The organism is Pseudomonas sichuanensis (assembly GCF_024749065.1).
GTDB lineage: Bacteria > Pseudomonadota > Gammaproteobacteria > Pseudomonadales > Pseudomonadaceae > Aquipseudomonas > Aquipseudomonas sichuanensis.
In genome coordinates this window covers 427,345-439,885 of record NZ_CP087185.1, presented here as the reverse complement: position 1 = coordinate 439,885, position 12,541 = coordinate 427,345, and the positions used below count along the sequence as shown (strand labels likewise).

Sequence of the window (12,541 nt, the reverse complement as noted above, 5' to 3'; positions counted from 1 at the left end):
CCAGAGGTTATCCACACCCTCGTCCCCGTGGTTTGTGCACAAGCTACTGATTACTGGGTGTTTTTTGCTCAAATCGCGCCAGCCTGCACCGTTGTTGGGCTGTAGCGGTACGCCCCCAGGTTATCCACAGGAGCGTCCCCGTTAAATCGGGATAACCACCTCAGGGCCGCTTCGCGCCCCATCGCGGCACAAGGCCGCTCCTACAAGGGATCGCGGTCACCTGTAGGAGCGGCCTTGTGCCGCGAAAGGGCTGCCAAGCAGCCCCTGCGATTTCGAATCACTCCTCCGGCCGCAACTTCAACTCCACCATCAGATCATCCGCCAGGCTCTCCAGCCGCTGCTGCAAATCATCCAATGCCAAGGTCAACGGCAACGCCAGCAGGGCGTCGGCATGGAACAGCGGTTCGCTGCTCATCGGCGCCGGCCGCACCTCGGTGCTCAAACGCTCGACGTTGACCCCTTGCTCCGCCAGCAACCGGGTGATATCACGGACAATGCCCGGCCGGTCGTTGCCCACCAGCTCCATGGCGATCGGCTTCCAGGTACAGGACGGCTCGATGCCGCTCTCGGCGATCAGCACGCGAATATCGTATTTCGACAATTTATTGAGCGACACGACCAGTTCGTCGTAGTTCTCTGCAGGCACCGCCACCCGCAGGATCCCGGCGAACTGCCCGGCCATGCGCGACATACGGCTCTCCAGCCAGTTGCCGCTGTGATCGGCGATGCATTGGGCAATACGTTCGACCTGCCCGGCCTTGTCGGGGGCGATCACGGTGAGTACGAGATGGTCCACAGGCCACTCCTTCAGGTTCGGTCAGGGCCGTGTCAAACGGCCGAACAACAGGGACCGAATCAGTATAGGCAAGGCGCGGCAACCTGCCGCAGGACAGTCTGGCCGACCAATCGTGTACTGTTTCAAGATTTATCTGGAACAATCCACCTGTTTTTTGCGAACATACCCTCTCCCGGCGTGACCCTACGCGACTTATCGGTCACGCAGCGACGCTTTTAGTCTGATGTTTACCTGCCTGCTGCTTCATGTAGTATGCGTCGACGCGGACTACAAAGCGTCGTTTGGATGTCTGCCAAGGCGCCTGTGAAAATACGCGAGCCGCCCGCCAGCCAGTCTGGCGAGCCGCACCCAGCCGCGCTCGCCCGACGAGTGCATGCACTGGTGCCGTGTTTAGAGAAGCGCTACAGGCTTAATACAGAAGAGCGAAAGCGAAATAGCTGAGCAGAGGTGAGGCAAGCAATGACTGGATACGTTCAAGTCGGTGGCCTTCAGGTCGCCAAGGCCCTGTACGACTTCGTCAATAACGAAGCGATCCCTGGAACCGGCATCGAAGCCGACAAGTTCTGGGCCGGGGCGGCAGAGATCATCAAAGACCTCGCTCCCAAGAACAAAGCCCTGCTCGCCAAGCGCGACGAGCTGCAAGCCAAGATCGATGCCTGGCACCAGGCACGCAAAGGCCAGGCCCACGACGCCGTAGCCTACAAAGCATTCCTCCAGGAAATCGGCTACCTGCTGCCACAAGCAGACGATTTCCAGGCCACCACGCAAAACGTCGACGAAGAAATCGCCCACATGGCCGGCCCACAGCTGGTGGTGCCGGTGATGAACGCCCGCTTCGCCCTGAACGCCGCCAACGCCCGCTGGGGCTCGCTGTATGACGCGCTGTACGGCACCGACGTGATCAGCGATGAAGGCGGCGCCGAAAAGGGTCAGGGCTACAACAAGCTGCGTGGCAACAAAGTGATCGCCTTCGCCCGCGCCTTCCTCGACGAAGCCGCGCCACTGGCGGCCGGCTCCCACGTCGACTCCACCGCCTACCGCATCGAAGGCGGCAAGCTGGTCGTGGCCCTCAAGGGCGGCAGCAACAGCGGCCTGCGTAACGACGCCCAACTGATCGGTTTCCACGGCGACGCCGCCGCACCGACCGCCGTGCTGCTCAAGCACAACGGCCTGCACTTCGAGATCCAGGTCGACGCCAGTACCCCGGTCGGCAGCACCGACGCCGCCGGCGTGAAAGACATCCTGATGGAATCGGCGCTGACCACCATCATGGACTGCGAAGACTCGGTCGCCGCCGTCGACGCCGCTGACAAGGTGATCGTCTACCGCAACTGGCTGGGCCTGATGAAAGGCGACCTGGCCGAAAGCGTGAGCAAAGGCGGCAAGACCTTCACCCGCACCATGAACCCGGACCGCGAATACGCAGCCCCCAACGGCGGCAGCGTCACCCTGCACGGCCGTTCGCTGCTGTTCGTGCGCAACGTGGGTCACCTGATGACCAACCCAGCGATCCTCGACGCCCAGGGCAACGAAATCCCCGAAGGCATCCAGGACGGCCTGTTCACCAACCTGATCGCCCTGCACAACCTCAACGGCAACACCAGCCGCAAGAACACCCGCAGCGGCAGCGTGTACATCGTCAAGCCGAAGATGCACGGCCCGGAAGAAGTGGCCTTCGCCGCCGAAATCTTCAGCCGCGTCGAAGACCTGCTGGGCATGAAGCGCAACACCGTCAAGGTCGGCATCATGGACGAGGAGCGCCGCACCACGGTCAACCTCAAGTCCTGCATCAAGGCCGCCGCCGAGCGCGTGGTGTTCATCAACACCGGCTTCCTCGACCGTACCGGTGACGAAATCCACACCTCCATGGAAGCCGGCGCCGTGGTGCGCAAGGGCGCCATGAAGAACGAGAAGTGGATCGGCGCCTACGAGAACAACAACGTCGACGTCGGCCTGGCCACCGGCCTGCAAGGCCGTGCGCAGATCGGCAAAGGCATGTGGGCCATGCCCGACCTGATGGCCGCGATGCTCGAGCAGAAGATCGCCCACCCGCTGGCCGGCGCCAACACCGCCTGGGTACCATCGCCGACCGCCGCCACCCTGCACGCCCTGCACTACCACAAGGTCGACGTGCAGGCTCGTCAGCGCGAGCTGGCCCAGCGTGCCCCGGCCTCGGTGGACGACATCCTGACCATCCCGCTGGCCGCCGACACCAACTGGTCGGCCGACGAGATCCGCAACGAGCTGGACAACAACGCCCAGGGCATCCTCGGCTACGTGGTGCGCTGGATCGACCACGGTGTAGGTTGCTCGAAGGTGCCGGACATCAACGATGTCGGCCTGATGGAAGACCGCGCCACCCTGCGCATCTCGGCCCAGCTGCTGGCCAACTGGCTGCGCCATGGCGTGGTCACCCAGGAGCAGGTGCTGGAAAGCCTCAAGCGCATGGCCGCGGTGGTGGACAAGCAGAACGCCGGTGACGCCCAGTACCGCCCGATGGCGCCGAACTTCGATGACAACATCGCGTTCCAGGCGGCTATCGAGCTGGTGGTTGAAGGTGCCAAGCAGCCGAACGGCTACACCGAGCCAGTGCTGCACCGTCGTCGCCGCGAGTTCAAGGCGCGTAACGGGCTGTAATCAGCCAGCAACGCATCGCGGGGCAAGCCCGCTCCCACGAGTTACTTCGTGGGAGCGGGCTTGCCCCGCGATCGTTTTCAGCCCTGCTCCAGTCTCAGCTCCCGCCGCACCAACTCCAGCAACTTGCCCAGGTCCACCGGCTTGAGCAGGAAATCCACCACCCCCAGGTGCATCACGTCCACCGCCTCCTTCACATCGGTGTCGCCCGACACCACGATGATCGACAAAGCTGCCCGCTCCGACCCACGAATATCTCGAATCAGTTCCAGTCCATCCTTAGGCTCCATACGCAGGTCAGTGATCATCAAGCCAATGGGCAACTTTCCGCTCACCATCTTCAGGGCATCCTTGGCACTGCCTGCGGTCACACTGTCGATACCCTTGGACTTCAAATACAAGCTCAGCGCCTGGCTGTTCACCGGGTTGTCATCCACCACCAGTACCACCGGCTTGGGCGCCACCGGCGCGCTCACCACGGCCAACGCCTCACGCTCGGCGTCACTCAATATGTCGTCATGCTCAGCCATGGTCGTCTCGTCAAAAATCTCGCTCAAACCCTAAGACCCTAAACCCGCACCGCCCTGTGCGCCTTTCGTCGGGGCCTTGCCATCAGTGCCTCTAGACTTACGTCCAATGGGCACCACAAGGCGGCCAGCCGACCATGGAGGCCGAGAACAACAAAGCCGAGCCCTATAGATAGATATATATAGTTCGGCGTAGCGAAACGGTCAGCTTCATGAGCAAAAAGGACGCCTACCGCCAGGCGGGCAAAACCGCAGTGCAGCAGAACATCCAGGGCACCCTGCAGTTGCTGCAGCGCTTTGCGCCGTTCAACCAGATGGAACAGAGCCACCTGGCCTACCTGGTGGAGCAGTGCCAGCTGCGCTTCTACGCGGCTGGCGAAAGCATCATCAAGCCCAGCGACGGCCCGGTCGAGCACTTTTACATCGTCAAGCAGGGCCGTGTGGTCGGCGAGCGCCAGCACGTCACCCGGCCGGGCACCGAGACCACCTTCGAGATCACCGGCGGCGAATGCTTCCCGCTGGCCGCATTGCTGGGCGAACGCGCCACCCGCACCGAGCACCTGGCAGGCGAAGACACCTTCTGCCTGCAATTGAACAAAGCCGCGTTCATCCGCGTGTTCTCCCTGTCCGACGTGTTCCGCGACTTCGCCCTGCGCGGGGTCAGCAGCCTGCTCGACCAGGTCAACCAGCAGGTGCGCCAGAAAGCGGTCGAGACCTTGGGCACCCAGTATTCGCTGAACACCCCGCTGGGCGAACTGGCCATGCGCCACCCGGTGGTGTGCAGCCCCGACACGCCCCTGCGCGAAGCGGTGCGGCTGATGCACGAACAACAGGTCGGGAGCATCGTCATCGTCGACCCGCAACGCTACCCCACCGGCATCTTCACCCTGCGCGACCTGCGCCAGGTGGTCGCCGATGCCAGCGCCGAGCTGACCGCGCCGATCGACCGCTACATGACCGCCAAGCCGTTCTACCTGAGCCCCCAGGCCAGCGCCTTCGACGCCGCCATGGCCATGACCGAACGGCATATCGCCCACGTCTGCCTGGTGGACAACCAGCGCCTGTGCGGGGTGATTTCCGAGCGCGACCTGTTCTCCCTGCAACGGGTCGACCTGGTGCACCTGGCGCGCACCATCCGCCACGCCCCGCGGCTGGACAGCCTGGTGTCGTTGCGTGGCGAGATCGGCCAACTGGTCGAACGCATGCTCGCCCACGGCGCCTCCTCGACCCAGATCACCCAGATCATCACCCTGCTCAACGACCACACCGTGTGCCGGGTGATCGAACTGGCCATCGCCGAACGCGGCGACCCGGGCGTGCCGTTCAGCTGGCTGTGCTTCGGCAGCGAAGGCCGCCGCGAACAGACCCTGCACACCGACCAGGACAACGGCATCCTCTTCGAAGCTCGCGACCGCGCCGAAGCCGACGCCATCCGCGCCAGGCTGTTGCCGCTGGCCCAGCACATCAACCACAACCTCGCCCAGTGCGGCTTCACCCTCTGCACCGGCAACGTGATGGCCGGCAACCCCGAGTTGTGCCTGTCGCGCAGCGAGTGGGCGCGGCGCTTCGCCGGCTTCGTGCGCGAGGCCAGCCCGGAGAACCTGCTGGGCTCGAGCATCTACTTCGACCTGCGCGTCGTGTGGGGCGATGAACAAGGCTGTGAACAGTTGCGCCAAGGCCTGCTCGAACAGGTGGCCGACAACCGCATCTTCCAGCGCATGATGGCCGACAACGCCCTGCGCCAACGCCCGCCGGTGGGGCGCCTGCGCGAGTTCGTACTGACCCGCCAGGGTGACGACAAGGCCGCCACCCTCGACCTCAAGGTGCAGGGCCTGACGCCCTTCGTCGACGGCGCGCGGCTGCTGGCCCTGGCCCATGGCATCAAAGCCTGCAACACCCTCGAGCGCCTGCGCCAACTGGTCGCCAAGGGCGTCATCGACGCACTCGACGGCGCCGCCTTCGAGGAGGCCTACCACTTCATCCAGCAGACCCGCATGCAGCAACACCAGCGCCAGACCCGCGCCAACCTGGCGTATTCCAACCGCCTCGACCCAGACAGCCTCAACCACCTGGACAGGCGCATCCTGCGCGAATCCCTGCGCCAGGCCCAGCGCCTGCAAAGCAGCCTGGCCTTGCGGTACCAGCTGTGAACCTGTTCGCCTGGCTGCGCCCACCGGCGCCCACGCTGGACGATCACCAGCACCAGCGCCTGGCCACCCTGCCCGGGCCTGCGCCACTGGCCGTGTGCTCCCTGCGTGAGCAGCGCTGGGTGGTGCTCGACCTGGAAACCAGCGGCCTGAACCTCAACCGCGACCAGGTGCTGTCGATCGGCGCGGTGGCTATCGAGGATGGTGCCATCGACCTCGGCCAGCAGTTCGAGCGCACCCTGCACCGCCCCGAGCAGAAGACCAACGCCAGTGTGCTGATCCACGGCCTCGGCCCCAGCGCCCTGGCCGCCGGTTGTAATCCGGCAGAAGCCTTGCTCGACCTCATGGCGTTCATTGGCGACAGCCCGGTGCTGGCGTTCCACGCGTCGTTCGACCAGCACATGCTGGCGCGGGCGCTGCAGGACAGCCTTGGCCTGCGCCTGCGGCACCCGTTTTTCGATGTGGCGGAGCTGGCCCCCATGCTCAACCCCGACACGGTGCTGCGTGAAGCCGGGCTGGATGACTGGATCGCCCGTTTCGGCCTCGAAGTCCAAGCCCGCCACCATGCCAGTGCCGACGCCCAGGTAACCGCCGAGCTGGCCCTGATCCTGTTCAGCCAGGCCCGCCGCCAGCAACTGGACAGCCCGTTGCAGCTGGAGCAAAGGCTTAAACAGTGGCGTCGGCGCAAAATGCCGAGTCACGGCTTCTAACGGCCGCGATTCATGTCACCCTGTAGGCCTTTCGCGGGTAAACCCGCTCCCACAGGTACAGTGTTGGCTTGAGATTGTGCGCAATCCTGTGGGAGCGGGTTTACCCGCGAAGAGCTGCAAGGCAGCCCCTTTCCCACCGGTCGAGTGCCCCGGCAAGGCCGCTCCTGCACAGATGGCAAGCATCCAACCGTAATGGCAATCCGATAAGCGTCAATTGCGCCCCCACCCCTGGCTCTGCGACAATCGCGAATAATTATCGTTAGTTAACGCATTCTTTATCGGGGGACGTTCCTTGACGTCTGCGCAGAGCCCACACGCCGAACTGGTCAGCGCGCTGTACCGCGACCATCGCGGCTGGCTGCTCGCCTGGCTGCAACGCAGCACGGCCTGCCGCCAGCGCGCCGAAGACCTGAGCCAGGACACCTTCGTGCGCCTGCTCGGCCGCGAACGGCTGGACGCCCCCCGCGAACCCCGCGCATTCCTGGTTGCCGTGGCCAAGGGCCTGCTGTTCGACTACTTCCGCCGCGCCGCGCTGGAACAGGCCTACCTCGCGGAACTTGCGCTGTTGCCCGAAGCCGAACAGCCCTCGCCAGAACTGCAATACCTGATCCTCGAAGACCTCAAGGCCATCGACCGCCTGCTCGGCAAGCTGTCGAGCAAGGCGCGCGCCGCGTTCCTGCACAACCGCCTGGACGGCCTCGGCCATGCCGAAATCGCCCAGCGCCTGGGGGTTTCGGTGTCCCGAGTGCGCCAGTACATCGCCCAAGGCATGCGCCAGTGCTACATCGCCCTGTACGGGCAGCCGACATGAACAACAGCCCCGTCTCCAGCACCGTGCTGGACGCCGCCATCGCCTGGAAGCTGTGCCTGGACGAAGGCAGCGGCAGCCCCGACGAACGCAACGAATTCATGCGCTGGCATGCCGCCCACGAAGAGCACGCCCGCGCCTGGCTGCAACTGAGCCTGCTCGACCAGCGCTTCAACACTGCCGCCGGCCCCGCCCGCCATGCCCTGTTGCAGTCGCGCGCCAGCATGCGCCGACGGCTCAGCGGGCTGGCCGGCATGCTGCTGCTCGGCGGCGTGCTGGCCTGGGCCGGCATGCCCTCGCTGTCGCCGGACTACTGGCTGGCCGACCAACGCACCGCCACCGGCGAACTACGCACCCTGCGCCTGGAAGACGGCACGCTGCTGAGCCTGAACAGCCACACCGCAGTGGATATCGACTTCCAGGGCGAACAACGGCTGATCGTGCTGCACCAGGGCGAGATATCCGTGGAAACCGGGCATGAGGACAGCCGCCCACTGCAAGTACGCACCGCCGATGGCCGCCTGCGCCCGCTGGGCACACGTTTCCTGGTGAAGCGCGAAGCCGACGGCACCCGCCTGGAAGTCCTGCAATCGTCGGTGGCCGCCAAACCTCGCGACAGTGGCGACGAGCAGGTACTGCGCGAAGGCCAGCAAGTGCTGATGAACAGCGAAGGCCTGGGCGCGGTCAGCCCGGTAGCGGTCGGTGCCGATGCCTGGACCCGCGGCATGCTGGTAGTCGACAACGTGCGCCTGGCCGACCTGGTGGCCACCCTTGGCCAGTACCGCAGCGGCCACCTGGGGGTGGCCGACGAGGTCGCCGACCTGCGCGTGAGCGGCAGCTTCCCGCTGACCAACACCGACCTGGCGCTGGCCTCGCTGCAACCGGTACTGCCGGTGAAGATCGAGCGGCATACACCGTGGTGGGTAACCGTCAGCGCACGCTGAGGCAGCTGCAAGCTTCGAGCTGCAAGCTTCAAGAAAAAGCGGGTCACCGCAGATCCCGCTTTTTCTTGAAGCTTGAAGCTTGCAACTTTCAGCTTTTTCCCCCCACCCCCTGTCACTTTTCAAAACTCACTCGGCAAGGAAGCAGATAGCACTTATCCGTCGAGGAGCCGCCGCATGTCCCGCGCTGTTGATGCCTTGCTTCGCCCCAGCCTGATGGCCCTGGCCATCGGCCTGGCCGCCCCGTTGACCAGCCCCGCCCTGTTCGCCGCCGAACAGTCGGCGCTGCGCACCTACGCGCTGCCCGGCGCACCACTGGCCAGCACCCTGAACCAGATCGCCAGCCAGGCCGGCATCACCCTGGCCCTGGACCCGGCCCTGGTCAGCGGCCGCACTTCGGCCCCGGTCAGCGGCCAGTACGACGCCCTCGGCGCCCTGCAGGCCGCCCTGCGCGGCACCGGGCTGCAACTGCAGCAAAGCAGCGCCGGCAGCTACAGCCTGGTGGCCGTCCCCGAAACGGCCCTGGCCTTGCCGGAAACCACCGTCAACGCCGCCAGCGACAGCGAAAGCGCCTGGGGGCCGGTAGACGGCTACCTCGCCAAGCGCACCGCCGCCGGCACCAAGACCGACACCGCCCTGGTGGAAGCACCGCGTTCGATCTCCGTTGCCACCCGCCAGCAAATGAACGACCGCGGCGTGCACAGCCTCGATGACGCCGTGAAATACATGCCGGGCATCGTCTCCGCCAGCTACGGCAGCGACACCCGCTATGACTGGATGCTGGTGCGCGGCTTCGAGCCAACCCAGTTCCTCGATGGCCTGCCGCTGCCCCGCGGCGTGTACGCCAACCCGAAAGCCGAAACCTGGAACCTCGACCGCCTGGCCCTGCTGCGCGGCCCGGCTTCGTCGGTGTATGGCCAGACCCCGCCCGGCGGCCTGCTGGACATGGTCAGCCGCCGCCCGCAAGCCGAAAGCGCCCACGAGATCCAGGTGCAGTACGGCAGCGACAACCATCGCCAGATCAACTTCGCCAGCACCGGCAAGATCGACGACCAGGGCCAGTTCCTCTATGGCGTCAGCGGTGTGGTGCGCGACAGCGACACGCAGATCGACCACATCGAGAACAAGCGCTACAACATTGCGCCGAGCCTGACCTGGAACATCGACGACGACACCAAGCTGACCTTCCTCAGCCAGTTCACCCGTGACGACACCGGCGTCACCAGCCAGTTCTACCCGATCCAGGGCACCAAGATCTCGATGCCGTTCGGTGATATCTCCCACCACAAGAACCTCGGCGATCCGGACTACGACTTCTACGACCGCACCTACTACGCGTTGGGCTATGCGTTCGAACACCGCATCAACGATGTCTGGCAGTTCCGCCAGAACCTGCGTTACACCAAGTCGGACCTGTCGTTCCAGACCGTCACCGTGCGCAGCTACAACCCGGCCTTCGCCGCCTTTGGCTTTGTCGTGGACGACCAGGGCAACACCGGCCGCGGCACCACCAACGTCGACGAGGACATCAGCCAGTTCGCCGTCGACAACAACCTGCAGGGCGACTTCGACACCGGCGCCGTCAGCCATACCCTGTTGCTCGGCCTGGACCACCAGCGCATGAACAACAACTACACGGCGATCTTTGGCAGCGCCACCGACATCAATGTGAACAACCCGGTGACCGGCGCGCCCATCACCCGCCCGCCACGTTCCGACGCGTTCTACGACTACGACCAGAAAACCCGCCAGACCGGCCTCTACATCCAGGACCAGATGGCCCTCGACAACTGGCGCCTGACCCTGGGTGGCCGCCAGGACTGGGTGAAGACCGATACCCACTTCATCAAGGACGACACCGACAACAGCCAGCTCAACCGCAAGTTCAGCGGCAACGCGGCGATCAGCTACGTGTTCGACTCGGGCTTGGTGCCCTACCTGTCGTACGCCGAGTCGTTCCAGCCCACCAGCAAGGCCGACGTCACCTCGAGCAACTCGCTCAAGCCAACCGAAGGCCAGCAGTGGGAACTGGGCATCAAGTACCAGCCACCCGGCTCCAACACCCTGCTCAGCGCAGCGGTGTATGACCTGACCCAGAAGAACGTCTCGGTCACCAGCTTCGTCGGCGCGGTGCCGGTCACCAGCCAGACCGGCGAAGTGAAGGTGCGCGGCCTTGAGCTGGAAGCCACCTCCGACGTCACCGAAAACCTCAAGGTGATCGCCGCCTACACCCTGGCCAAGTCCGAAGTGCAGGATGGCCAGTACAAAGGCAACCGCCTGCAACTGATGCCCAACCAGCAAGCCTCGCTGTGGGCCGACTACACCTGGCACAGCGGCGTGCTCGATGGCTTCGGCATCGGTGCCGGCGCGCGCTACACCGGCAATACCTATGGCGACCAGGGCAACACCTGGCTGGGCAAGGCCGACGCCTACACGGTGTTCGACGCCTCGGTGCACTACGACCTCGGCCGCCTGGACAACAGCCTCAAGGGCGCGTCGGTGGCGCTCAACGCGACCAACCTGTTCGACAAGGACTACATCTCCACCTGCGACAGCTTCTACTGCTACTACGGCGACCAGCGCAGCGTCGTCGCCAGCGCCACCTACAAGTTCTGAGTGACCGGGGCTGCTGCGCAGCCCCACGGTCCAACAGACGTAAACGGTACCGTGATGAAAAGCTCAACCATCCGCCGCTGGTCAGCGATCCACACCTGGACCAGCCTCATCTGCACCCTCTTCATGCTGCTGCTCGCCCTCACCGGCCTGCCCCTGATCTTTCACCACGAGATCGAGCACCTGCTGGGCGAAGCCCCAGAGCTGCGCGAGATGCCCGCAGGCACCCCGCACCTGGACCTGCAGCAGCTGGTGCTCAAGGCCGAGCAGCACCGCCCCGGCGAGGTGATGCAGTACTTCGGTTACGAGAAAGACGAACCCAATGGCGTGGTGGCGATCACCGCCGCCACCGCCGGCACCGACCCGAACGACTCGCACACCTTCATGCTCGACGCCCGCACCGGCGAGGCGGTGGCCATGCCGGCTGCCAACGGCGGCTTCATGATGCTGATGCTGCGCCTGCATGTGGACATGCTCGCCGGGCTGCCGGGCAAGCTGCTGCTGGCTTTCATGGGCGTGTTGTTCGTGCTGGCGATCGTCTCCGGCACCGTGCTCTACGCGCCGTTCATGCGCCGCCTGAAGTTCGCCACCGTGCGCCACGAAAAATCATCACGGCTGCGCTGGCTCGACCTGCACAACCTGATCGGCGTGGTCACCCTCAGTTGGGCATTGGTGGTGGGCGTCACCGGGGTGATCAGCGCACTGTCCGACCTGGTCATCGCCGCCTGGCGCAACGACAGCCTGGCGGCCATGGTCGCGCCCTACCGCGAGGCGCCGCCCCTCACCGAACGCGCACCGGCCACGCAGCTGCTGCATATCGCCGAACAAGCCGCCCCTGGCATGCGCCCGGATTTCATCGCCTTCCCCGGCACACGTTTTTCCAGCGAGCACCACTACGCGGTGTTCATGAATGGCGCCACGCCGCTGACCTCGCACCTGTTCACCCCAGTACTGATCGACGCCCGCACGCTGCAGGTGACCGCCGTCGGCGAGCGCCCGTGGTACATGGACGCCATGGGCCTGTCGCAGCCGCTGCATTTTGGTGACTACGGCGGGCGGCCGATGCAGATCCTCTGGGCCGTGCTCGACGTGCTGACCATCATCGTGCTCGGCAGCGGCCTGTACCTGTGGTGGGGCAAGCAGCGCAAAGCGAAGGAGGCGCGGGCATGAGCCACAATTCGCAAAGCACCGGGCGGATCTTCGCCTGGCCGGCGCTGGTGGCGCTGCTGAGCTCCGTCGGGCTGTTCGCCGCGCTGCTCGGGGATGGGGTCTGGGATAGCCTGGCCTGGATCGGCCTGGGGGCTTCGGCCGTGCTGGGCCTGAGCGGGTTCTGGCGACGCTAGACAGACCCTGGCCTCAGCGGTC

The 12,541-nt window shown here is 65.1% G+C and carries 10 protein-coding genes; 8 read left to right on the top strand and 2 right to left on the bottom strand.

The window, feature by feature from the left end; all coding sequences use genetic code 11:
* Positions 1 to 277: 277 nt before the first annotated feature.
* Entirely contained in the window at positions 278 to 796 is a 519-nt protein-coding gene (locus LOY51_RS02020; protein ID WP_125462313.1) for a glycine cleavage system transcriptional repressor, read from the bottom strand.
* A gap of 459 nt (positions 797 to 1,255) precedes the next feature.
* On the opposite strand from LOY51_RS02020, the gene LOY51_RS02015 reads away from it, so the two are divergent.
* The gene (locus LOY51_RS02015) at positions 1,256 to 3,433 is read left to right on the top strand and encodes a malate synthase G (RefSeq protein WP_258644171.1); all 2,178 of its coding nucleotides are present in this window, start codon (positions 1,256 to 1,258) and stop codon (positions 3,431 to 3,433) included.
* A 77-nt stretch (positions 3,434 to 3,510) separates the two neighbouring features.
* Here the strand turns inward: LOY51_RS02015 and LOY51_RS02010 are convergent, their stop codons facing one another.
* Positions 3,511 to 3,960 carry a response regulator gene (locus LOY51_RS02010; RefSeq protein ID WP_125857177.1) on the bottom strand — a complete coding sequence of 150 codons (450 nt, stop codon included), beginning with the start codon at positions 3,958 to 3,960 and terminating at the stop codon, positions 3,511 to 3,513.
* Between the two features lie 209 nt (positions 3,961 to 4,169).
* Between LOY51_RS02010 and LOY51_RS02005 the strand changes: the two genes are divergently transcribed.
* The 7 genes from LOY51_RS02005 (at position 4,170) to LOY51_RS01975 (ending at position 12,519) form a co-directional block, all read left to right on the top strand.
* Positions 4,170 to 6,107, top strand: a complete 1,938-nt coding sequence (locus LOY51_RS02005) for a putative nucleotidyltransferase substrate binding domain-containing protein (RefSeq protein ID WP_258644170.1) — start codon at positions 4,170 to 4,172, stop codon at positions 6,105 to 6,107.
* Positions 6,104 to 6,814, top strand: coding sequence for a 3'-5' exonuclease (locus LOY51_RS02000; protein ID WP_125857175.1), 711 nt, complete (start codon positions 6,104 to 6,106; stop codon positions 6,812 to 6,814). The genes LOY51_RS02005 and LOY51_RS02000 overlap by 4 nt, the downstream gene beginning before the upstream one ends.
* 292 nt (positions 6,815 to 7,106) lie before the next feature.
* On the top strand, positions 7,107 to 7,625 hold the full coding sequence (locus LOY51_RS01995) for an RNA polymerase sigma factor (RefSeq protein ID WP_258644169.1): 519 nt from the start codon (positions 7,107 to 7,109) through the stop codon (positions 7,623 to 7,625).
* Complete coding sequence (locus tag LOY51_RS01990; protein WP_258644168.1) at positions 7,622 to 8,566, top strand: FecR domain-containing protein; 945 nt, start codon at positions 7,622 to 7,624, stop codon at positions 8,564 to 8,566. Before LOY51_RS01995 ends, LOY51_RS01990 begins: the two co-directional genes overlap by 4 nt.
* A gap of 174 nt (positions 8,567 to 8,740) precedes the next feature.
* A complete protein-coding gene (locus tag LOY51_RS01985) occupies positions 8,741 to 11,179 on the top strand; it encodes a TonB-dependent siderophore receptor (protein WP_125857172.1) in 2,439 nt (812 codons plus the stop codon).
* A 54-nt stretch (positions 11,180 to 11,233) separates the two neighbouring features.
* Positions 11,234 to 12,346 carry a PepSY-associated TM helix domain-containing protein gene (locus LOY51_RS01980; RefSeq protein ID WP_258644167.1) on the top strand — a complete coding sequence of 371 codons (1,113 nt, stop codon included), beginning with the start codon at positions 11,234 to 11,236 and terminating at the stop codon, positions 12,344 to 12,346.
* Complete coding sequence (locus LOY51_RS01975) at positions 12,343 to 12,519, top strand: DUF4175 domain-containing protein (RefSeq protein WP_145964608.1); 177 nt, start codon at positions 12,343 to 12,345, stop codon at positions 12,517 to 12,519. Before LOY51_RS01980 ends, LOY51_RS01975 begins: the two co-directional genes overlap by 4 nt.
* The last annotated feature ends 22 nt before the right edge of the window (positions 12,520 to 12,541 follow it).

What these genes read in the sequence shown, in the direction of transcription:
- LOY51_RS02015 (WP_258644171.1), top strand. Translation starts at nt 1,256, where the DNA reads ATGACTGGATACGTTCAAGTCGGTGGCCTTCAGGTCGCCAAGGCCCTG.
- LOY51_RS02010 (WP_125857177.1), bottom strand. Translation starts at nt 3,960, where the DNA reads ATGGCTGAGCATGACGACATATTGAGTGACGCCGAGCGTGAGGCGTTG.
- LOY51_RS02005 (WP_258644170.1), top strand. Translation starts at nt 4,170, where the DNA reads ATGAGCAAAAAGGACGCCTACCGCCAGGCGGGCAAAACCGCAGTGCAG.
- LOY51_RS01990 (WP_258644168.1), top strand. Translation starts at nt 7,622, where the DNA reads ATGAACAACAGCCCCGTCTCCAGCACCGTGCTGGACGCCGCCATCGCC.
- LOY51_RS01985 (WP_125857172.1), top strand. Translation starts at nt 8,741, where the DNA reads ATGTCCCGCGCTGTTGATGCCTTGCTTCGCCCCAGCCTGATGGCCCTG.
- LOY51_RS01980 (WP_258644167.1), top strand. Translation starts at nt 11,234, where the DNA reads ATGAAAAGCTCAACCATCCGCCGCTGGTCAGCGATCCACACCTGGACC.
- LOY51_RS01975 (WP_145964608.1), top strand. Translation starts at nt 12,343, where the DNA reads ATGAGCCACAATTCGCAAAGCACCGGGCGGATCTTCGCCTGGCCGGCG.